The following is a 22,467-nucleotide window of genomic DNA, read 5'->3' on the forward strand; positions in this document are numbered from 1 at the left end:
CGGGTTTTCTGAGAAAAAATAACGTAATACCAGCAGGATACACCCACCACTCAAGGCTGAATACAGACCAATTAATAACAGTAAGCAGACCAATTTGGCGGGACTACCACCTTTAAGCAGGTGCTTGAAGTTCGCCAAAAATAGATGATAACCTTTTGATAAATTTTACAATCTCATCCGGTGTATAGGCAGCAAAGCCGAAGACCAATGCCCCTTTACTGGGTTTATGAGTATAAAAGTCAATCAGCCCGTAGACTTTCATTCCTTGGGCCGCGGCAGCATGAATCAACCGCCGCTCGGTGGCTGCGTCTGCCAGCGGGCATACCAGCTGCAGACCGCCCTGCGGCAACAGCGGCTGAGTCCAGGCACCAAGATACTGATGAACCGCAGCATGCAAAATCTCAAGCCGAGCCTGATATATCTTGCGCATGTTCCTTAAGTGTTCGGCATAAAAATCGCCATGTAAGAATTTGAATAACGTCATTTGTGGTAATGCAGACGTATAACCATCCTGAAATTGCTTTGCCGCCACCATAGGTTTAATTAACTGCGGAGGAACGATAAGGAATCCAATACGCAATCCCGGGAATAAGGTTTTACTGAAGGTGCCAATATATAAAGTCCGTTGATATTGATCCAACCCTTGCAATGAGGCGGTCGTCAGGCCGTTATAATTAAATTCAGAATCGTAATCATCTTCAATAATCCAGGCTTTTTCATGCTGTGCCCACGCCAAAAGTTTCAGCCTTCTTTCTATGCTGAGCGAATGGCCTAACGGATAATGGTGAGAGGCCGTGATATACACCCCCCGGCCTCCCGCGTCCGCCTGAATCAGCGCATCAATATCCATACCGGATTGATCCACACCGATTGGATATGTGATTAACCCCGCAGACTGAGCCAATTTTTTAGCCCCCTGATAACCGGGTTCCTCAACGAAGACGCTGTCACCGGGGTTAAACAGGACCTGGGTACACAGCGATAACGCCTGCTGGGAACTGGTCACCACGATCACCTGCTCCGCACTGGCTTTAACCCCCCTCTCACGGCGCAGATAGTCAATAATTTCTGCTCTTAGCTCCACCAGCCCTTGAGGATCGGCATAGCCTAAAAGAGACTCGGCGCCCTGACGCACGGCCTGTCTTTCGAGCTGTAGCCAGCTTTCGATGGGGAACAGACGCAAGTCGGGCAATGAAGGGGTCAGTGCGCCGTTACGGCAGGTATGGGGAGTATGCGCAGCAACCAGCAGAGAACGGCCATGTGCGCTAAGCTCCCGTTCTACCAAGAGGGTGCTTTCAGTCTTCTCCGAAGCCAACAACTCACGGCCGATCAACGTATTTTGCTGATAACTGACAAAGCTGCCACGCCCTACGGCTCGGGCAATGTAGCCTTCGGCTTCCAGTTGGGCATAGGTTAACTCGACGGTATCGCGCGAAATAGCCAGCCGTACGGCCAACGTGCGGCTGGGCGGAAGTTTAGCCAAATACCCCAGCGTTCCGGCGATCGCGAGTTGCTTAATCGTCAGGTGCAACGCGGCTTTACGCGTCAATCCTTGCCGTAAATGCCGGGTAAAGGTCACGTGTATCGCATCCTGCGTGGCGTGCTGCTTATTGTCGCTGCTGGGCTTCATAGTGTTCCGAGTCAAAGATAGGCCGGTGCGGCCCACACCAAGAGTTACTGTGATACAGGGAATTATGTCACAACCGTACAGCGCGGTACCCGCCCTGACGTAACCTGAACAAAATGCCTGGGTTTTCTGGTTAACGGCCTCTTCTGTTTAAGTTTGGTTTAGCTTTGCCCCGCCATTGTTTATCCTGCGTTTATCGGGCGTTGCCGATAATGGCGGCGTACAAAAAATAGATAGCGCTTATTTTTAACCAAGGTTCTGCGTCCCTTGCGATAAGTGCAGGTTATACCTACCATAACGTCAACACGATCAGATGGGTATGGTTACCGCGCTATCCCGTATACGCCAAAGAGCGTGTTACCTTTTATAGCGCGGGTGACAGGATGTTCACCCGCCACTCTACAGGAGTCTGTCATGCGAGTACTGGTTGTTGAAGATAATGGTTTGTTGCGCCACCACCTCTCTGTACAGATGCGTGAAATGGGCCACCAGGTTGATGCAGCGGAAGATGCCAAGGAAGCCGACTATTTCCTGCAAGAACATGCGCCAGACATCGCCATTGTCGATCTTGGCCTGCCCGGTGAAGACGGTCTGAGCCTGATCCGCCGCTGGCGTGCCCACCAGATGAAGCTGCCGATTCTGGTACTGACTGCGCGTGAGAGCTGGCAAGACAAAGTGGCCGTGCTGGAAGCCGGCGCCGACGACTATGTCACCAAGCCGTTCCATCTGGAAGAAGTCATCGCCCGTATGCAGGCGTTGATGCGTCGCAATAGCGGCCTTGCTTCACAGGTCATCGTTCTACCGCCGTTCCAAATTGACCTCTCGCGTCGCGAGCTCAGCGTCAACGAACAGCAAATTAAACTGACCGCGTTTGAATACACGATTATCGAAACCTTAATTCGCAACGCCGGCAAGGTGGTCAGCAAAGATTCCCTGATGCTGCAACTGTATCCAGATGCTGAACTGCGTGAAAGCCATACCATCGACGTGCTAATGGGCCGGTTGCGTAAAAAGCTGCAGGCGGAATACCCACAGGAAGTGATCACCACAGTACGTGGCCAGGGCTATCGTTTTGATGCGAAGTGAACATCATGTTCAACAAGGATAAAAAACCGTTTTCACTGCGCGCCCGCTTTTTGATGGCAACCGCCGGGGTGATCCTGGCGCTGTCGCTGTCTTATGGTCTGGTGGCCGTGGTGGGCTATATTGTCAGTTTCGACAAAACCGCCTTTCGTTTGCTGCGCGGTGAAAGCAATCTGTTCTTCAGCCTGGCTCAATGGAATAACAACAAGTTAACCATCGCCATTCCACCGGATATTGATCTCAACTTCCCTACTTTGGTTTTCATTTACGATGATAAAGGCAACCTGTTGTGGAGCCAGCGTCAGGTGCCAGAGTTGGAAAAACGCATCAATAAAGAGTGGCTGGAAGAGTCCGGTTTCTACGAAATTGATACTGATACCCGCGTCAGTAGCGAAGTGTTGGGCAACAACCCCAAAGCGCAAGATCAGCTCAAAGATTATGACGACAACGATCAAAATGCATTGACCCACTCCGTGGCGGTCAACACCTACGCGGCAACGGCCAGGTTACCGGCGCTGAGCATCGTGGTGGTCGACACCATTCCGCAAGAGCTTCAGCGTTCGGATGTGGTGTGGGAATGGTTCAGCTATGTGCTGCTGGCCAACTTGCTGCTGGTGGTCCCCTTGCTTTGGCTGGCGGCTTACTGGAGCCTGCGCCCCATCAAGGCACTGGTGAATCAGGTCGGAGAGCTGGAAAACGGTGAACGTGACCAACTCGACGAGAATCCCCCCAGTGAGTTGCGCGGGCTGGTGCGCAATCTGAATATTCTGGTGCGTAACGAACGTCAACGTTACACCAAATATCGCACCACGCTTTCCGATCTCACGCATAGTCTGAAGACGCCGCTGGCGGTGCTGCAAACCACGTTACGTTCACTGCGTACCGGCAAGCAGACCACGATTGAGGAAGTTGAGCCTATCATGCTCGATCAGATCAGCCGTATCTCCCAGCAAATTGGTTACTACCTGCACCGTGCCAGTATCAACTCGGGGCAGACGGTACTGACGCGTGAAATCCATTCGGTGCCAGCGCTGCTGGACAGCCTCACCGTGGCGCTGAATAAGGTCTATCAACGTAAAGGCGTGGTGATCACGCTGGATATCTCACCGGAAGTGACTTTTATGGGGGAGAAAAACGACTTTATGGAAGTCATGGGCAACGTGCTGGAAAACGCCTGTAAATACTGCCTGGAGTTCGTTGAAATCACCTCCCTCCACTCCGATAAATTCCTCACTATCGTCATCGATGACGATGGCCCAGGCATTCCGGAGAGCAAACGCGAACTGATCTTCCAGCGCGGCCAGCGGGTAGACACACTTCGCCCTGGCCAGGGTCTGGGATTGTCAGTCGCAGCGGAGATCATTGAGCAGTACGACGGTTCTATCACCATTAGCGATAGCCCATTGGGAGGGGCCCGCATGCAGGTCACTTTCGCTCGCCAGCACGACTCTCACCACCACGAGTAAATTCTGTTGTTCAGGCCCCGATCCCCGGGGCCAATCTTCCGTTGTATACTCTACATAATTCGAATGGCATGACGACGGCAAGCGAGCAAAGCCCGGTGAGCTGACTAAAGTCAGTGATTTGGGTGACAAATCTGCCGGGAGCAGATTTGAACGCTGGTTGCAGCGGCCCCGCAGGGGCGTGGCCCATGGACGGGCCACGTAACTAAGCGTAGCCAACAAAGATGCAGTTTGAAGTATGACGAGTATAATCGCACTCAGGCTCACTCCTCTATCCTGGAATAGAACATGGATTATCAATTAGATCTGGACTGGAACGATTTTTTGCAACGCTATTGGCAAAAGCGTCCGGTGATTCTGAAGCGCGGCTTCAAAAACTTTATCGATCCGATCTCCCCGGACGAGCTGGCTGGGCTGGCGATGGAAAACGAAGTGGACAGCCGTTTGGTCAGCCACCAGGACGGCCGCTGGCAGGTTGCGCACGGCCCATTCGAGAGTTTTGACCACCTGAGCGAAAACAACTGGTCACTGCTGGTTCAGGCAGTCGACCACTGGCATGAGCCTTCCAGCGCGCTGATGCGCCCATTCCGTCAACTGCCTGACTGGCGAATGGACGACCTGATGATTTCGTTCTCGGTCCCGGGGGGTGGCGTTGGTCCTCACTTCGATCAGTACGACGTCTTTATCATTCAGGGTACGGGCCGTCGCCGCTGGCGTGTGGGCGAAAAAGTGCCGATGAAACAGCACTGCCCTCACCCTGACCTGCTGCAGGTAGAACCTTTCGACGCCATTATTGATGAAGAAATGGAACCGGGTGACATTCTGTATATCCCGCCAGGTTTCCCACATGAAGGCTACGCGCTGGAAAATGCCCTGAATTACTCTGTAGGCTTCCGCGCACCGAATGCTCGTGAGCTGGTCAGCGGCTTTGCTGACTATGTACTTGCACGCGAACTGGGCAGTAAACGCTACAGCGACCCGGAGATCCAACTGCGTGAACAACCGGCAGAGGTGTTACCGCAGGAAGTCGACGCATTACGCCAGATGATGTTGGATTTGGTTCAGCAACCCGAGCACTTCCAGCAGTGGTTCGGCGAGTTTATCTCCCAGACGCGCCACGAACTGGATGCTGCGCCGCCGGAGCCGCCTTATCAAGCCGGGGAAATTTACGAACTGCTGCAACAGGGCGAACCTCTGCAACGCCTGGGTGGACTGCGCGTGCTGCGCGTAGGCGACCAGTGCTTTGCGAACGGTGAACTGATGGATACCGAGCACCTGCAGGCTGCCAATGCCATGTGCCAGAACTTCAGCGTTGATGCTGCCATGCTCGGCGATGCCATTGACGACCCGTCATTCCTGGCGCTGCTGACCGCGCTGGTTAATAACGGTTATTGGTATTTTAAAGACTAAAGCTGAGTACTGTCTCATCAAGCCACCCGCTTTTCGGCGGGTGGCTTTTTTTATCCCCGTAAGACCTTCGTCCGGTAGTTTTCCAGTTCATGGTCCGGCATTCCGGCCTGTTGCGCTGCCGCACAGATTTGCTGCCAGGTATTTGCATCTATCGGGATGCCCTGTTGCAACCGCGCCACGCGGTTCGCCGCCTCCCATTCCCCGGGAACTGCAATCGGCTGTCCGTCGCTTGGGGGAGAAGCCTTCACCCAGTCGATAAACGCCTCTGCTTCATTCTGCATTTCCGGCGCAGCGAAAGCCTCCGGGTTGAGAATGAGGGTGGTCATACAGTTGAATATGGCGTCGCTGTCAGATTTCAACGTCGCGTCATGGGTGGTACGCCCACCGGACAGCGCACCACCGAGAATTTCGCACAGCGTGGCCAGCGCATACCCTTTATGCGCACCGAAGGGCAACAACGAGCCAAACGGCGGCTCGTGCATCACGCAAGGCTCCGTCGTTGGTTGCCCCAGGTGATCGATAAGATAACCAGGCGCGACGCTCTGGCCCTTGTTGTAGGCCACGCGCGTTTTGCCAAAAGCAATGCCACTGGTGGCAAAATCCAACAACAGCGGTTGTTTATCGGGACGGGGAAAAATGACGCAGAATGGGTTAGTGCCAAAACGACGATCGCTGCCACCGAACGGCGCCACCATGGGATCGCCCACCACGTTGACAAAATGAATGGAGATAAAACCGGCACGTGCACACTGTTCAGCCCAGTGACCAATACGGCCAATATGGTGTGAATTATGCAACGCCACCGCCGCCAGCCCCAATTGCCGAGCGCGTTCAATCCCTTTATCCATCGCTTCGCTGGCCACCACCTGGCCAAATCCCTGACCACCATCAATCGTCAGCACGGCCCCCGCATCGCGCACCACCTGAGCATGGACATTCAGTTGTAAATGCCCTTGCGCCAACGATGCCATGTAGCTTGGGATCATGCCGACGCCATGCGAATCGTGCCCAGCCAAATTGGCCTGGACTAAATGATCCGCCACCAGTGCGGCTTCCCGCTCCGTGCTGCCGGCATGGCGCCAAATAGCCTGTACAAACTGTTCAAGGCATTGGCGATCAATACGGTGTTCAGTGCTCATGATAAGGCTCCTTGTGCTGGATATATTTCCCACACTAGGAGCAAACCCTTGTTGCGGCAAGCAATTATAACGATTGTAATCGGTGTTATTTTGCGCGTTCGGCCGTCAGCGCCGCGATGCGCATAATAACCGCCACCGCCTGTTCCATCCCTTCCAGGGAAACAAACTCATGCTTGCAGTGGTAGTTATAACCGCCGGTAAACAGGTTCGGGCACGGCAAACCGCGAAACGACAGCTGTGCTCCGTCGGTGCCGCCACGAATGGGCTTCATGACAGGTTCAATATCACAGTCGCGCATTGCCTGTTGCGCCAGCGCAATCACATGGGGATGCTCAGCCACCTGCTCGCGCATGTTGTAATAACTGTCTTCGATCGCCACCTCAATATAGCAATCACGCGGCAGGCCTTTACCCACCTGCTGAGCGATCTCGATCATCCGGCGTTTGCGCGCTTCAAAACCGTCACGCTCGAAATCTCGCAGGATGTAGTGCATCTCGGCGCGTTCAACGCTCCCCTTAAGGCTGCTGAGATGATAAAACCCTTCATAACCCGTGGTGGTTTCCGGGGTTTCGTCCGCCGGTAGTGCCTGCTGAATACGGGTCGCGAGAGACAGTGCGTTCACCATTACCCCTTTGGCGCTCCCCGGGTGCACGTTATTACCGACAATTTTCACCGTTACTGACGCCGCATTGAAGTTTTCACACTCCAGTTCACCCACGCCGCCACCGTCTACGGTATAGGCCCACTCGGCATTGAACTCTGCAACGTCAAACAACCGAGCGCCTTTACCGACCTCTTCATCCGGCGTGAAGGCCACGCGGATATCACCGTGTGGGATCTTACGCAGTTGTAGCCGCACCATGGCGGTCAATATCTCGGCAATGCCCGCTTTATCATCAGCACCGAGCAGCGTTTTACCGTCGGTGGTGATCAGTGTCTGCCCCAACATGTGGTGCAGGATCGGAAACATCACCGGTGACAACACTTCATCGCCGATGCCGAGCGCAATATCGCCACCGCGGTAATTCTCGACGATCTGCGGGTTAACGTGCTTTCCGCTAAAGTCGGGTGACGTATCCAGATGCGAAATAAACCCAATTGCCGGCACGGGCCAGGCAACGTTCCCCGGCAAGGTGCCCATAACGCAGCCATGCTCGCTGAGCGACACCCGTTCAAACCCCAATTCAATCATTTCCTGCTGCAACGCGCGCGCCAGCTTCAATTGCCCGTCGGTGCTCGGCACATGTTTGACGTTCGCTTTAGATTGCGTGTCGAATGAGACGTAGTTAAAAAAGCGATCTAGTAGTTTATCCATGGTATCCGCCCTCAGAATATCGCGTTTCATTATGCGGAACCGGTTCGGATCAAATATTGAGACAGGTCATTTTTACCCAGATTTAACGGAAATCATTAATTGCAGTGATAATTACAGCGGTGCGGGTTCGTTCATCGATGGTGGAACGTTGAACAACATGGGTAGGCCGGTGGCGCAAAGCGGCTAAGCAGGCGGGCAAACATCAAGGTGTGAAGGAGAAAGTTCAGGACGCCACAGGCTGCGCCCTGAAACCAGCGTTAAGGTTGATCGGCTCTTTCGACTTTCCCAACCAGGAATTTGTGCACGAACCGTGGTACTACCGCACTGGCAGGACCATAGTGTTTTTCATCAAACTGACTTTCTACCTGGCTGGGCTCCAGATTCAGTTCCATGGTGTGCGCGCCGCCCAAGCGTGCCTCGTGTACAAAACCCGCAGCCGGATAAACGTGGCCCGAAGTGCCAATAGCCACAAAGAAATCGGCCTTGGCCAGCGCCTGATAGATTTCATCCATGCCCAGCGGCATTTCGCCGAACCACACCACGTGTGGCCGCAAAGGCGCCGGGAATTGGCAGCAATGGCAGCGATCGTCCACGCTGAGATCCTCCGGCCAGTCGAATACCTGCCCGGAGCTGGTGCAGCGGACTTTCAACAGTTCACCGTGCATATGCAACACGCGCGAACTGCCGGCACGCTCATGCAGATTATCGATATTCTGCGTCACCAGCAGGAAGTTATCCCCCAACCAGGCTTCCAGATCCGCCAATGCGCGGTGTGCCGCATTAGGGGCAATCTCCGGGGACTGTAGCTGCCGGCGGCGTTCATTGTAAAACGCCTGCACAAGTTGCGGATCGCGCTGATAGCCTTCCGGCGTAGCGACATCTTCCACACGGTGCTCTTCCCACAAACCGTCTGCGGCGCGGAAAGTACGGATACCTGACTCGGCCGAGATCCCGGCCCCGGTCAACACCACGACAAACGGCTTCTTCAGCTCGGCCGCCGCCATGGTATCGCGATGAAAAATCCGCGAACGAAAGCGCTGATGCAGCACATGCTTACTCTTGCGAAACTGACACAGCCGATGGCGAGTGTGCATTAACTCTCTCCTTACTTTTCCCTGTGAACCAAATTGAGGAACGCAGCCCCACGTACGCCACCCGCGTCCCCATAGCGCGCTTTTTCAATTCGTGGCAACTTGGCCACACGCAACAGATGCGCGGGTAAACGCTCGGGTAACGCCTGGTAGATGGCTTCAAAATTCGATAACCCGCCACCAATCACCACCAGATGTGGATCAATAATGGTCAGTAAATTGCCCAGGCATATCGCCAGAACATCCATAAAACGTTCGACATGAGCCACCGCCTGCGGCTCACCCGACTGATAATGCGCAATAATCTGCTGTGCAGGCAAGTGCTGCTGATAAAAGTGGGCGTACATCCACTCAAAACCGCGACCAGAAATGTAATTTTCGATGCAACCTTGATGGCCGCAGCCACAAGGAACGCGAGGTATATCATGCCCCAGCACGTCAAGCGCATCCACCGGCAGGCGGAAATGGCCAAATTCGCCAGCGATATAGTTACGCCCGGAGACCACTTTGCCGTCGACGATCAACCCGCCGCCCACCCCGGTGCCAAGGATAATGCCCAACACCGTTGGATAGTGACGGAACTCGTCGTCCCAGGCCTCCGACAGCGCAAAACAGTTGGCGTCGTTATCAATACGCACGTCACGACCAATCAGCTCAGCCAGATCCAGTGGTAAACGTTGCCCCATTGCCGCCGGTACGTTAGCCGTGAATACCGTACCATCATCGTCGTTGGGCAGCCCCGGAATGCCGATACCCACCATGCCCTGTTGGCCACAGAACGCATCCGCCTCAAAGGTCAGATCGCGCAACGTTGCCAGCAGCTGCTGATAATCGTCACGCGGTGTCGGCACCCTTTTTTGCCAAATGCGTTGCAGGTCTGCATCAAACACGCCCAGCTCAATCTTGGTGCCGCCCATATCGAAACCGTAGTACATAACCCACCCTTAGGCTAAAAAAATGGGGCGGCATCGCTGCCTCCCCTGATTTTGATTATTGACCGCTCAATACGCGTGCCGGATCAATACGGCTGGCACGCCTGGCTGGATACCAACTTGCCAACAGGCTGAGCACCAACGCCGTCACCAGTACAATCAACACGTCCAGCCAGTGCAACTCAGAAGGCAGGAAGTCGATGAAGTAGATATCGCCCGACAGGAATGAATGCCCCATCAGTTTTTCCACTCCTTTAATAATGTTGGTCAGTTGCAACGACGCGATAACCCCCACCACGACCCCGCTGACGCTGCCCACCAGCCCGGCCAGCAGACCGTACCAGATAAAGATGGCGCGAATAAAGCCGTCTTTGGCACCCAGAGTACGCAGCACCGCAATATCACCGCTCTTGTCTTTCACCGCCATCACCAACGTGGAGACGATATTGAAACAGGCGACGCCGATCACCAGCACCATTGCCAGATACATGATGGCGCGAATCATCTGAATATCACGGTACATGTAGCCATAGGTACCAATCCAGCTCTTGATATAAACATAAGCGTTGGTGACTTCGCCCGCATCGCGCACCAGCTTGTTGGCGGCAAACACATCGTTAACCTTGATGGCAATCCCCGTCACGCTATCGCCCATATCCAGATATTGCTGAGCGTCGGCCAGGGGCACCATCGCCAGGCTGTGATCAAGCTGGCCACTGAGCTGCAAAATACCCGTTACGTGCAAACGGATACGCTTCGGTTGCAACAGCTTCATTTGCGGATCGCTGTTAGGGATCATCACCGTCACATAGCTGCCCTGCTTGACGCCCAATGCATCAGCAACGCCCTTACCCAGGATCACCTGCTGCTCACCGCTTTTAAAATTAGCCCAGGCATCGCCTTGAACGTATTTCGGCAGCGCACTGAGTTGGTTTTCCTGCTGCGGATCAACCCCTTTAACCCCGACCGCACGCAGTTGCGCGCCATTTTCCATCAGGCCGGTAAAGTTAATATAAGGCGCGGCAGCCGCTATGCCTGGCACTTTTTCTACCCGTTGCAGAATCGACGGCCAATCTTTAAATGGCTGTTTCACCGGTTCGATTTCGCCATGGGGTACCACGGCCAAAATACGGTTTTTCAGTTCGCGCTCAAAACCATTCATCGCGCTCAGGCCAACAATCAGCACGGCAACGCCCAAGGCGATACCGATGGTGGAGATCACCGAGATCAACGACACCATGCCACCGCGCTTGCGCCCACGGCTGAAACGCAGAGCCGTCAGAAAGGAAAGTGACGCACCCGCCATTACTCAGCCCCCAACAGGGTCAACTGGGCCTGCAGATGGCCGTCGGCCATTTCCAATTGGCGGCTAAGACGCTTCGCCAGTTGCAGGTCATGAGTCACCACCAGGAACGCCGTACCCTGGCGCACGTTCAACTCACCGAGCAGATCAAAGATGCTGTCGGCCGTACGTTTATCCAAATTACCGGTCGGCTCATCCGCTAATACCAACGACGGGTTATTCACCAACGCACGCGCAATGGCCACGCGCTGGCGCTCACCGCCGGACAATTCTGAAGGCCGGTGCTTGCTGCGTTTTGCCAACCCGACCGCCGCCAGCATCTCCAGCGCTTTTTCTTGCGCCTGTGCCGGCTTTATACCGCCGATCAACAGCGGCATAGCGGCATTTTCCAGTGCAGTAAAGTCCGGCAACAGATGGTGGAACTGATAGATGAAACCAAGCTGGCGGTTGCGCAGCTCGGCTTTGGCCGCCGAAGACAAGGTATTCATTGACTGACCTTTGTAGATCACCTCGCCGGAGGTTGGGGAGTCCAGCCCCCCCAACAGGTGCAATAAGGTACTTTTGCCGGAGCCTGAACTACCGACAATCGCCATCATCTCGCCCGGCTGCATAGCAAAACTGACATTGCGCAGTACGTCGGTATGCAGGTTGCCTTCCTGATAGGTCTTGCACAGGTTGTCGCACTGCAACAAAAGATGGTTACTCATAACGTAAAGCCTCAGCGGGTTGTACGGCGGCAGCGCGCCATGAAGGGTAAAGCGTGGACAACAGGGAAACCGCCATCGCCGCCACGGCAATGATCGTCACCTGCAACGGGTCAACCGCCACCGGCAACGATGCGCCGTCAATCAATGCGCCGAGAATCGGCATCAGATTATTCAGGTTGGTGGCCAGTAGCACGCCTAACAGCGTGCCGAGCAACGAGCCGATAATGCCCGCACTCGCGCCCTGCACCATAAACACCGCCATGATTTGTCGACGTGTCAGGCCCTGTGTTTGCAAAATGGCAACTTCGCCCTGCTTCTCCATAACCAGCAGACCGAGCGACGTAATAATGTTGAACGCCGCCACGGCCACGATCAGGCTGAGCAGCAGCCCCATCATGTTTTTCTCCATGCGCACCGCCTGGAACAACTCGCCTTTACGTTCGCGCCAGTCTTTCCATTCGGTGCCCTGAGGCAATTTTTGTTGGCTCAGCGTATCAACCGTCAGCGGCTGTTGCAGGAACAAACGCCACCCCGTGATATTGCCTGCCGGATAGCGCAGCAGGCGTGAAGCGTCCTGCTGATTGACCAGCATCTGGGTACCATCAACTTCACTGTTCGCATGGAAAGTGCCGACCACAGTAAACAGACGTTGAATGGGAATGCGGCCCATTGGCGTAAATTGGCTGGCGCTCGGCACCATCACCCGCAGCGGATCGCCGCGTTTGACGCCAAGCTGCCCGGCAAGCTGTTCGCCAAGGATGATATTGTACTGGCCCGGCTGTAACAGCTGCTGTTTGACGTTCACCAGAAACGGCGTCAAGGGATCAGCTTCGTCCGGGTTTACCCCTAACATAACCCCGACCGCCACGCTGCGAGCGCTTTGCAGCACCACGTCACCGGTGGTTAACGGTGCAACGCGGCTAACGCCCTGCAGCCCCTGCGCCACCGAGGCAGGAATTTGTTGCGGATTGATCGACCCCTGAGGGCTAGTGATCAACGCCTGCGGCATCAGGCCGAGAATGTTGTTCTCCAGATCCTTTTCAAAACCGTTCATCACCGACAATACGGTGACCAACGCCATCACCCCCAGCGTAATGCCGATGGTGGAAAGCCAGGAAACAAACCGCCCGAAGCGATCTGAGGCCCGCCCGCGCATATAGCGCAGGCCAATGAATAACGCGACAGGTTGATACATGAAATCCGTTTTGTGGCCGTAGCTTAAGCAAAGTGATCAAGGATAATAAAGGCTATACCTCGTTTAGGGAACCACCCTGACGCCTTTTATTCCGCCGTTCGGGCTAACCGCAGCAGGTCACCCGGCATCTCGCTTTAACAGGTTGTAAACCGAGACCCGCGAAATACCCAATGCTTCCGCGGCCATAGTGGCCGCACCACGCAGTTGCAGATAGCCCTGCTGCTTAAGCAATTGGATCACCTGAAAACGCTGTTCGGAAGAGAGCGCGCGCGGCGCAGTGGCACAAGAAGCCGCAAAAGTGTTGATCACTGAGGCGATGTCCGACAATGAACGCGCGCCCTCGTCCGCAACCTGCGGCGCGCTCTGCACCACCGCAGTCAGCTGTTGCAGAATGGCGTTGACGCTGTTGAAGATTGAAACATCCAGGTTGAGGCAGATGGCTGCTACATAAACCCCCTGGCTGTTACGCAAGCCGATTGACGTGCTCTTGGCCGGCCGGCCGTCGGGGAAAGCATTGGCATAGTTCTGTACCACATCAGGGAAATCCGGCGAGGCAATACGTTCCAACCCCATTTCGCTGGCAGCATCGCCAATACTGCGGTTAGACAGATTATTGGCGATGGCGACAATGGCTCGCCCCGGTTGCGTGAGATCATGCAGCACCACTTCGCAGCTCGGTGCAAACATGGCCCCCAGCGCCTGAACTATTTTTTCCGCTTCACGCAGCAACAGTGCGTTTTCCTGCTTGATATCACTCATCAACTTAACCATTTGACAATAACTTTACAAAGAGTAAATTAAAATCTCCGGGTAATCAATCAACCTTTCACCAGCGCGAGGTCGTCATGAGTTCAACTCCCCATTGCATCACCGCCGCCGATATCTCTACCGCCGCAGAAATTCTGGCTGGACATGCCATCCGTACACCGGTGATGACATCTCGGCAGGCCGATAACCTCACCGGTGCGCAGCTGTTCTTCAAGTGTGAAAATTTCCAACGCGTAGGCGCCTTCAAGTTTCGCGGTGCCTATAACGCCATTGCCCAATTGAGTGCTGCGCAACGCAAAGCGGGCGTGATTGCCTTTTCCTCAGGTAACCATGCCCAGGCAATGGCACTGGCGGCACGCGAACTTGGGGTCAATGTGACCATTGTGATGCCGCACGACGCACCGGCAACCAAGCTGGCGGCAACCCGCGGTTACGGTGCCAACGTGGTGATTTACCAGCGCCACAGCGAAGACCGTGAAGCCATTACCCAACGGCTGGCTGCTGAACACCGCCTGACGATAGTGCCCCCCTACGATTACCCACAGGTGATTGCAGGCCAGGGCACCGCCACCAAAGAACTGATTGAGGACGTCGGGCCACTGGATGTGCTGTTGGTGTGCACCGGTGGCGGTGGTCTACTGGCCGGTAGCGCGGTTGCAGCCAAACACTGGTCACCGCACTGTCGGGTGTTCGGCGTTGAACCGCAGGCAGGCAACGACGTGCAACAGGCGTTTCGCAGTGGCCAACCGGTACACATCCCCGTACCGAAAACGATTGCCGACGGCGCTCAGACCCAGCAGGTGGGTGCGCTGACATTCCCTATCATTCAAGAGTACATTGACGATATTTTGACGGTCAGTGACCCGCAACTCTGCCGGCAGATGCGTTTCTTTATGGAACGGATGAAAATGGTGGTCGAACCGACCGGTTGCCTGGCCGCAGCGGCAGCAATGAATTCGCTACTGGATCTGCGCGGCAAAAAAGTGGGGGTGATCGTCAGCGGCGGTAACGTTGACGTCGATAAAATCCACGACTATCTCGCCCTGGCTACACAAGAGTAATGCCATTGAGTGGTTAAACATTCGCCATTAGACCGCCGCGCCGCGCTTTTATCTATGTCAGTTTATTGCCCAGTGGGCTAGTATTACCGGCTAAAGGCGCGGTGTTATTTCTGCCGGGGCGAAATTTAATACATTGATTAAAGATACCTTAATGAGCATCTCCGATAACCCTAAGCGTGCTGCATCCTCATCCTCCCGTTATTCTTTGCCTGAGCGTGCTGGCGACTTGCGCCAGTTGGGGCAACTGACCGGCTCGGCCTGCGCCGTAGAGTGCGCCGAGATCATCGAACGACATAACGGGCCGGTGATGTTGATCGCCCCGGACATGCAAAATGCCCTGCGGCTGCGCGACGAAATTCAGCAGTTTACCGATCAAATGGTGACCACTCTGTCGGACTGGGAAACCCTCCCCTACGACAGCTTCTCACCGCATCAGGAAATCATCTCCGCACGCCTGTCGAGCCTGTACCACTTGCCGACCATGGTGCGCGGCGTCATTATCCTGCCGGTCAATACGCTGATGCAGCGTGTTTGCCCGCACGAATTCCTGCACGGCCACGCGCTGGTCATGAAAAAAGGCCAGCGCCTGTCACGCGACAAACTGCGTGCCCAACTCGAGCAAGCGGGCTACCGCAGTGTCGATCAGGTGATGGAGCACGGTGAGTTCGCCACGCGCGGCGCGTTACTTGATCTGTTCCCGATGGGGAGCGAAGAGCCCTATCGCATCGATTTCTTCGACGATGAAATCGACAGCCTGCGCACCTTTGATGTCGACAACCAGCGCACACTGAGCGAAGTCGACGCGATCAACCTGCTACCGGCCCATGAGTTCCCAACCGATAAAAATGCCATCGAGCTGTTCCGCAGCCAGTGGCGCGAGCAGTTTGAAGTGCGTCGCGACGCCGAACATATTTATCAACAGGTGAGTAAAGGCACCTGGCCTGCCGGTATCGAATACTGGCAGCCGCTGTTCTTCAACCAACCGCTGCCGTCGCTGTTCAGCTACCTGCCAGGCAATACGCTGATTGTCAATACCGGCAATCTGGAAAGCGCCGCCGAACGCTTCTGGCAGGACGTTAACCAACGTTTCGAGAGCCGCCGTGTCGATCCGATGCGCCCACTGCTGGCGCCGGACAGCCTGTGGCTGCGGGTTGATGCATTGTTTAGCGAGTTAAAAGCCTGGCCGCGCATGGCGCTAAAAACCGAGGAATTGCCTGCCAAGGCCGGTAACACCAATCTGGATTACCGCGCCCTGCCGGATCTGGCGGTGCAGGCCCAGCAGAAAGCCCCCTTGGACAATCTGCGCCGCTTTATTGAAAGCTTTGACGGCAGCGTTATCTTCTCAGTGGAAAGTGAAGGTCGCCGGGAAACGCTGCAAGACCTGCTAGGCCGCATCAAGCTCGGCACCTCGTTGATCCAGCATCTCGATCAGGCCGAGCCGGCCGGCCGCTACATGATGGTCGGGGCTTCCGAACGCGGCTTCCTCGACGGTATGCGTAACCGGGCCCTGATCTGCGAAAGCGATCTGCTCGGCGAACGCGTCAGCCGCCGTCGGCAGGACAACCGACGTACCATTAATACCGACGTTCTGATCCGCAACCTGGCAGAACTGCACCCGGGTCAACCGGTGGTACATCTGGAGCATGGCGTTGGGCGCTACGTGGGGTTAACCACGCTGGAGGCCGGTGGCATCAAGGCCGAATACCTGATCTTGTCCTATGCCGGTGAAGACAAACTGTACGTACCGGTTTCTTCATTGCATCTGATCAGCCGCTATGCGGGTGGCGCAGACGAAAATGCCCCGCTGCATAAACTGGGCGGTGATGCCTGGTCGCGCGCACGACAGAAAGCGGCCGAGCGGGTACGGGACGTGGCAGCAGAGCTGTTGGATATCTACGCCCAACGCGCGGCTAAAACCGGTTTCGCGTTTAAACATAACCGTGAGCAATATCAGCTGTTCTGTCAGAGCTTCCCGTTTGAAACCACACCCGATCAGGAGCAGGCGATCAACGCCGTACTGAGCGACATGTGCCAACCCCTGGCCATGGACCGCCTGGTATGTGGCGATGTCGGCTTCGGCAAAACCGAAGTGGCAATGCGCGCCGCGTTTCTGGCCGTTGAAAACGGCAAACAAGTTGCGGTATTGGTGCCGACAACGTTGCTGGCGCAGCAGCATTTTGACAACTTCCGCGATCGCTTCGCCACCTGGCCAATCCGCATCGAGATGATGTCACGCTTCCGCAGCGCTAAAGAACAGCAGCAAGTGATGGACGACGCCGTTGATGGCAAAGTTGACATTATCATTGGTACCCACAAATTGCTGCAAAGCGAACTGCGCTGGAAAGATCTGGGGCTGCTTATCGTTGACGAAGAGCACCGTTTCGGTGTTCGCCATAAAGAGCGCATCAAGGCGATGCGTGCCGATGTGGATATCCTGACGCTGACCGCCACGCCGATCCCGCGCACGCTGAATATGGCCATGAGCGGCATGCGTGACCTGTCCATTATTGCCACCCCACCTGCCCGCCGTCTGGCAGTAAAAACCTTTGTCCGCGAGTACGACAGTTTGGTCGTCCGCGAAGCCATCCTGCGAGAAGTGCTGCGCGGAGGCCAGGTTTACTACCTGTACAACGATGTAGAAAACATCGAAAAGGCAGCAGAAAAACTGGCAGAGTTGGTGCCAGAGGCGCGCATTGCCATCGGTCACGGCCAGATGCGGGAACGCGATCTGGAACGCGTGATGAACGACTTCCACCACCAGCGCTTCAATGTGTTGGTCTGTACCACCATTATTGAAACCGGCATCGATATCCCCAGCGCCAATACCATTATCATTGAGCGTGCGGATCGCTTTGGGCTTGCGCAGTTACACCAGCTACGCGGCCGCGTCGGGCGTTCGCACCATCAAGCTTACGCGTATTTGCTGACGCCAAATCCAAAAGCCATGAGCACCGACGCCCATAAACGCCTGGAGGCCATCGCGTCACTGGAAGATCTGGGTGCCGGCTTTGCGCTAGCCACTCACGATCTTGAGATCCGTGGCGCAGGTGAACTGTTGGGCGAAGATCAAAGCGGCCAGATGACCACCGTCGGTTTTTCACTGTATATGGAACTGTTGGAAAGTGCGGTTGATGCGCTTAAGCATGGGCGTGAGCCTTCGCTGGAAGATCTCACCAGCAACCAAACCGAAGTGGAGCTGCGTATGCCTGCCCTGCTGCCGGATGATTTCATCCCCGACGTTAACACCCGCCTGTCGTTCTATAAACGTATTGCCAGCGCGAAAAACGACGGTGAACTGGAAGAGCTGAAAGTGGAGCTGATTGACCGCTTCGGTCTGCTCCCCGATCCGGCACGTAACCTGCTGCAATGTGCGGCTCTGCGTCAACACGCCCAAAAACTGGGTATCAAACGCATAGAAGGTAATGAACGCGGCGGGTTTATTGAGTTTGGTGAGAAAAACCTGGTTGACCCGGGTTATTTGATTGGTCTGCTACAGAGTCATCCGCAAATCTATCGTCTGGATGGACCAACCAAGTTGAAGTTTATGTTGGACCTGGCCGACCGTCAGAAACGCCTGAAGTTTACCGAAGAGTTACTGACCGCGTTCCGCGAGCATACCTTGGCAGCCTGAATCACTCCCCTCCTGTGAATATCAGGAGGGGATCATTCGTGGCGGAAACCCGCACCAAGCGGTGAGAGTTGCATCAGCCGGCTGCACACCACCTGATTTTTCCCCCTGCGTTTGGCGTCATACAGCGCTTCATCCGTGACCTCAATCGCTTTATCAACCACCATACCGGGCAGATACAACGACGCACCGATAGACACCGTGATGTGTGCCTCATCACCGTCGTCCAGTACAAACGCGGTGGCCTCAACGCTACGTCGGATACGCTCCGCTACCCCACCAATCGTCGCCGGATCGTAGCTGGCCGTAATAACAATAAACTCCTCACCGCCATAACGACCGACGAAATCGTCGCTGCGTACGCTGTTTTTTAACAACGCCCCCACTCGCGCCAACAGTATGTCCCCAACCAAATGGCCATAGGTATCGTTGATGTGTTTGAAATCATCCAAATCGAGGATCATCAACCCACAGGGACGACGCTCCACGTGTTGTAACATCAGTCGGTAGTCCACACTGGCGCGGTTACTGAGATGAGTAAGACTGTCGATGGTGGCTTTATCACGCATAGAGAAATACGCATGAATGTGCCGTTCCTTGAAGTTGATCGCATGGTAGCAAATGGCCAAACACAGGGCAGAAATAGCCTGGTACAGCAACACGTCTGGCCACCGTTCCCACATATCCACAAAAAACCAAACTACCGCGATGCGATACAGTGCAATGATGCAAATGGTGAGATAGAACACCCGATTCGTCTTTCTCAACCAAACGCGCGACAGCATTAATGGAAGAATGATCGAGCCGATAAACAGGTTATCAACGGTAAAACCCCCACTCAACACCAGCGACATCAGATAGCAGGCCAGCCCACTGACGGCACCACCATAAAACGTCACTAATATCATCGGGATCATGGCGAAGCTGTAATGCACGTCACCGACCAACTCCAACTTGTCCTGATTGAGAAAAAAAACCGCCAGGCCAGCCAGCACGCCAAAAAGCAGGCGTTTCCACAGCTCGGAATGGTAGGAAAAGGGGGCGTTCTTGCTGAGAGCAAAATAGCTGATGGACAGTGTGGCATAGGTAATGCAGGCGTCACTATACAAGGCGGGAATTGACACAACGTAAGTCATAAATATTCGCTATGCTCCACGAGAATAACAGGGCGATTAAACAATAAATGTTGAGAACCAATCCCTGTCTCATCCAGCTCAGCATCGGAGATATTACACAGATTAATAATAGATTAGCAGTTCTATGTTATTTCCAAGGTATCTATCCCCTGCGTCCGGTTCAGGATAGTCTGTTAGCGACCAAATGAGGGGGGTGACAACCATGAATACTGATGATGAATTGCACGCGCTTACTGAACAGGAAACGGCGTTAGCCTTTAACCATTTTGATCATAATACTGCCTGGGAATTGGGCTCCGCACTGAAATCCGCCGCAGAACAACGCAGCCTGTCGATCGCCATAGAGATCCAGTTGGCGGGGCAGACTCTCTTTTACTATGCCATGCCTGGCACTACCCCTGATATTGCAGACTGGGTACGGCGTAAACGCAACGTGGTAAACCATTTTCACAAGAGCTCTTATGCTATTGGCCTGCGTTTGCAGCAGCGGCAATCAACACTGGAAGAACGATACGGGCTGAGTGTTCGCGACTATTCGGTTCATGGCGGTGCCTTCCCCGTCAATTTAACGGGTCTCGGCTGCATCGGTACCATCAGCATTTCTGGCGCACCACAGCTGGAAGACCATAATCTGCTGGTTGGCACCTTAGCCCGCTTTCTTGGGTTATCCTTGCCCGCCGTGCATTAAGGGGTAAAAATAGCATTATTCAATTTAGACTGGCCGTTTAAGCCACGGCCAGTCTACTATCGGGTGTTAATCGGCATTCTAAAAGAGTATAACTCCGATTTTTAGCACGGCATTGATGTACATCTATGAATCATTGCCATAACAGGCGTATGGTGTCTATCAGCTATTCGAGACGGACCTTTTCCGGCCCGCCATTCCGTTCTCTTTTATAGACTTGGTTTGCACCTTAGATGAAAACGCATGAAATTAACGGCATCCGGCCGTTCAGCGCGCTGGTAGATGCCTGCTGGCGGGAACCTTACTCTCTGCAACGCCTGCTTAAAGACGCCATTGCCGGCGTTACTGTCGGCATTATCGCCATCCCGTTGGCGATGGCGCTGGCCATTGCCAGCGGCGTCCCCCCTCAATACGGGCTTTACACATCGGCCGTCGCCGGGATTGTGATCGCCATCAGTGGCGGTTCACGCTTTAGCGTGTCCGGCCCTACCGCCGCTTTTGTGGTGATCCTGTACCCCGTATCCCAGCAGTTCGGGCTCTCTGGGTTGTTAATCGCCACGCTGCTTTCCGGCTTGTTTTTGGTGCTGATGGGATTAGCCCGTTTCGGCCGGTTAATTGAATATATACCGCTGTCCGTGACGCTGGGCTTTACCTCCGGCATCGCCATTACCATTGCGACGATGCAGGTGAAGGATTTCTTCGGTCTGCAATTGGCCGTGGTACCTGAACACTATGTGGGTAAGGTTTACGCGCTGTTGCAGGCGTTGCCTACGTTGGACCTTGGCGATACGCTGATCGGTGCAGTGACCCTGCTTATCCTGATCTTCTGGCCGAAACTCGGTCTGCGGGTACCCGGCCATCTGCCGGCCCTGCTGGCAGGTACGGCAGTCATGGGCGTTTTGGCGATGTTTGACCACCCCGTAGCCACTATCGGCTCACGTTTCAGCTACCTGTTGGCCGACGGTACTCAGGGCCAGGGCATCCCACCTATCCTGCCGCAGTTGATGCTCCCCTGGGATCTGCCTGCGGGCGACGGCAACCCCATGGCCCTAAGCTGGCAAACCATCTCCGCTCTGCTGCCAGCGGCATTTTCTATGGCCATGTTGGGCGCCATTGAGTCCTTATTGTGCGCCGTCGTGCTGGACGGTATGACCGGTAAGAAACACAACTCTAATACCGAATTGATTGGTCAGGGTGCCGGCAATATCATCGCCCCCTTCTTTGGTGGCATTACCGCAACCGCCGCCATCGCGCGGTCTGCGGCCAACGTGCGCGCAGGTGCCACCTCGCCGGTATCTGCCATTATCCATGCGCTGCTGGTGTTGCTGGCACTGCTGGTGCTGGCACCCTGGCTTTCCTGGCTGCCACTGGCCGCCATGGCATCACTGCTGCTGATGGTCGCCTGGAACATGAGCGAGGCGCATAAGGTCGTTTATCTGCTTCGACGGGCACCGAAAGATGACATTCTGGTGATGCTGCTGTGCATGTCACTGACCGTACTGTTTGACATGGTGATTGCCATCACCGTAGGCATAGTGCTGGCTTCCCTGCTGTTTATGCGACGTATTGCACGCATGACCCGCCTGAGCGAACTGAGCGCCGAAAACGGCCGCCTGGTGCTGCGCGTAAATGGCCCGTTGTTCTTCGCCGCCGCCGAGCGCATTTTTAATGAACTCCTGGTGCGCAGCGAAAGCTATGACGTGATTGTGTTGCAGTGGGATGCCGTACCGGTGCTGGACGCCGGTGGCCTGGATGCCCTACAGCGCTTTATCGAGGCCCTGCCGCCAGGCAAGCAGTTGGCGATCACCGACATGCCTTTCCAACCATTGAAAACGCTGGCGCGGGCGCGGGTACAACCCATTGAGGGGAGACTGCATTTCTACGCAACGCTACCTGAAGCATTGGCGTCACACGTAGCCTAACA

17 protein-coding genes are annotated in these 22,467 nt (G+C 55.0%); 7 read left to right on the top strand and 10 right to left on the bottom strand.

All coding sequences use genetic code 11. The annotated features are described in order from the left end of the window. Positions 1 to 112 precede the first annotated feature (112 nt). The gene (gene pdxR / locus AC2FCQ_RS04770) at positions 113 to 1,630 is read right to left on the bottom strand and encodes a MocR-like pyridoxine biosynthesis transcription factor PdxR (RefSeq protein WP_490307658.1); all 1,518 of its coding nucleotides are present in this window, start codon (positions 1,628 to 1,630) and stop codon (positions 113 to 115) included. A gap of 411 nt (positions 1,631 to 2,041) precedes the next feature. Here pdxR and phoP point away from each other — a divergent pair, with 411 nt between their 5' ends. From phoP to AC2FCQ_RS04785, 3 genes are all read left to right on the top strand, one after another. Beyond that, positions 2,042 to 2,713, top strand: coding sequence for a two-component system response regulator PhoP (gene phoP / locus AC2FCQ_RS04775; protein WP_020826469.1), 672 nt, complete (start codon positions 2,042 to 2,044; stop codon positions 2,711 to 2,713). Positions 2,714 to 2,718: 5 nt separating this feature from the next. Then, complete coding sequence (phoQ, locus tag AC2FCQ_RS04780; protein ID WP_265556973.1) at positions 2,719 to 4,176, top strand: two-component system sensor histidine kinase PhoQ; 1,458 nt, start codon at positions 2,719 to 2,721, stop codon at positions 4,174 to 4,176. Between the two features lie 285 nt (positions 4,177 to 4,461). Next, positions 4,462 to 5,583: a ribosomal protein uL16 3-hydroxylase gene (locus tag AC2FCQ_RS04785; protein ID WP_490307659.1), complete on the top strand. Its 1,122-nt coding sequence runs from the start codon at positions 4,462 to 4,464 to the stop codon at positions 5,581 to 5,583. A 50-nt stretch (positions 5,584 to 5,633) separates the two neighbouring features. Here the strand turns inward: AC2FCQ_RS04785 and AC2FCQ_RS04790 are convergent, their stop codons facing one another. The 8 genes from AC2FCQ_RS04790 to AC2FCQ_RS04825 form a co-directional block, all read right to left on the bottom strand. Next, positions 5,634 to 6,722, bottom strand: coding sequence for a malate/lactate/ureidoglycolate dehydrogenase (locus tag AC2FCQ_RS04790; RefSeq protein WP_404759772.1), 1,089 nt, complete (start codon positions 6,720 to 6,722; stop codon positions 5,634 to 5,636). 85 nt (positions 6,723 to 6,807) lie between these two features. After that, the gene (gene pepT / locus AC2FCQ_RS04795; protein ID WP_404759773.1) at positions 6,808 to 8,037 is read right to left on the bottom strand and encodes a peptidase T; all 1,230 of its coding nucleotides are present in this window, start codon (positions 8,035 to 8,037) and stop codon (positions 6,808 to 6,810) included. Positions 8,038 to 8,294: 257 nt separating this feature from the next. Further along, on the bottom strand, positions 8,295 to 9,131 hold the full coding sequence (gene cobB / locus AC2FCQ_RS04800; RefSeq protein WP_209632862.1) for a Sir2 family NAD+-dependent deacetylase: 837 nt from the start codon (positions 9,129 to 9,131) through the stop codon (positions 8,295 to 8,297). Between the two features lie 11 nt (positions 9,132 to 9,142). Beyond that, a complete protein-coding gene (gene nagK, locus AC2FCQ_RS04805) occupies positions 9,143 to 10,063 on the bottom strand; it encodes an N-acetylglucosamine kinase (protein WP_209632861.1) in 921 nt (306 codons plus the stop codon). Between the two features lie 55 nt (positions 10,064 to 10,118). Next, positions 10,119 to 11,366 (bottom strand): lipoprotein-releasing ABC transporter permease subunit LolE, encoded by a 1,248-nt coding sequence (gene lolE / locus AC2FCQ_RS04810; RefSeq protein WP_209632860.1) that lies wholly within the window; start codon positions 11,364 to 11,366, stop codon positions 10,119 to 10,121. Further along, positions 11,366 to 12,070, bottom strand: coding sequence for a lipoprotein-releasing ABC transporter ATP-binding protein LolD (gene lolD / locus AC2FCQ_RS04815; RefSeq protein WP_209632859.1), 705 nt, complete (start codon positions 12,068 to 12,070; stop codon positions 11,366 to 11,368). The genes lolE and lolD overlap by 1 nt, the downstream gene beginning before the upstream one ends. Next, positions 12,063 to 13,265 (bottom strand): lipoprotein-releasing ABC transporter permease subunit LolC, encoded by a 1,203-nt coding sequence (gene lolC, locus AC2FCQ_RS04820; protein WP_265556979.1) that lies wholly within the window; start codon positions 13,263 to 13,265, stop codon positions 12,063 to 12,065. Before lolC ends, lolD begins: the two co-directional genes overlap by 8 nt. A gap of 117 nt (positions 13,266 to 13,382) precedes the next feature. Then, positions 13,383 to 14,024: a helix-turn-helix transcriptional regulator gene (locus AC2FCQ_RS04825; protein ID WP_209632857.1), complete on the bottom strand. Its 642-nt coding sequence runs from the start codon at positions 14,022 to 14,024 to the stop codon at positions 13,383 to 13,385. A gap of 86 nt (positions 14,025 to 14,110) precedes the next feature. On the opposite strand from AC2FCQ_RS04825, the gene AC2FCQ_RS04830 reads away from it, so the two are divergent. Together AC2FCQ_RS04830 and mfd are read left to right on the top strand one after the other, a co-directional pair. Then, a complete protein-coding gene (locus AC2FCQ_RS04830) occupies positions 14,111 to 15,094 on the top strand; it encodes a threo-3-hydroxy-L-aspartate ammonia-lyase (protein WP_490307660.1) in 984 nt (327 codons plus the stop codon). 151 nt (positions 15,095 to 15,245) lie between these two features. Further along, positions 15,246 to 18,725, top strand: a complete 3,480-nt coding sequence (mfd, locus tag AC2FCQ_RS04835; protein WP_209632855.1) for a transcription-repair coupling factor — start codon at positions 15,246 to 15,248, stop codon at positions 18,723 to 18,725. Between the two features lie 32 nt (positions 18,726 to 18,757). Here the strand turns inward: mfd and AC2FCQ_RS04840 are convergent, their stop codons facing one another. Further along, complete coding sequence (locus AC2FCQ_RS04840) at positions 18,758 to 19,858, bottom strand: GGDEF domain-containing protein (RefSeq protein WP_265556985.1); 1,101 nt, start codon at positions 19,856 to 19,858, stop codon at positions 18,758 to 18,760. A gap of 202 nt (positions 19,859 to 20,060) precedes the next feature. On the opposite strand from AC2FCQ_RS04840, the gene AC2FCQ_RS04845 reads away from it, so the two are divergent. Further along, positions 20,061 to 20,546, top strand: coding sequence for a heme-degrading domain-containing protein (locus AC2FCQ_RS04845; RefSeq protein ID WP_209632853.1), 486 nt, complete (start codon positions 20,061 to 20,063; stop codon positions 20,544 to 20,546). 230 nt (positions 20,547 to 20,776) lie between these two features. Continuing rightward, positions 20,777 to 22,465: a C4-dicarboxylic acid transporter DauA gene (gene dauA / locus AC2FCQ_RS04850; protein WP_490307661.1), complete on the top strand. Its 1,689-nt coding sequence runs from the start codon at positions 20,777 to 20,779 to the stop codon at positions 22,463 to 22,465. Positions 22,466 to 22,467 lie beyond the last annotated feature (2 nt).

This window comes from Serratia sp. CoH_134_PS_4 (genome assembly GCF_058190535.1).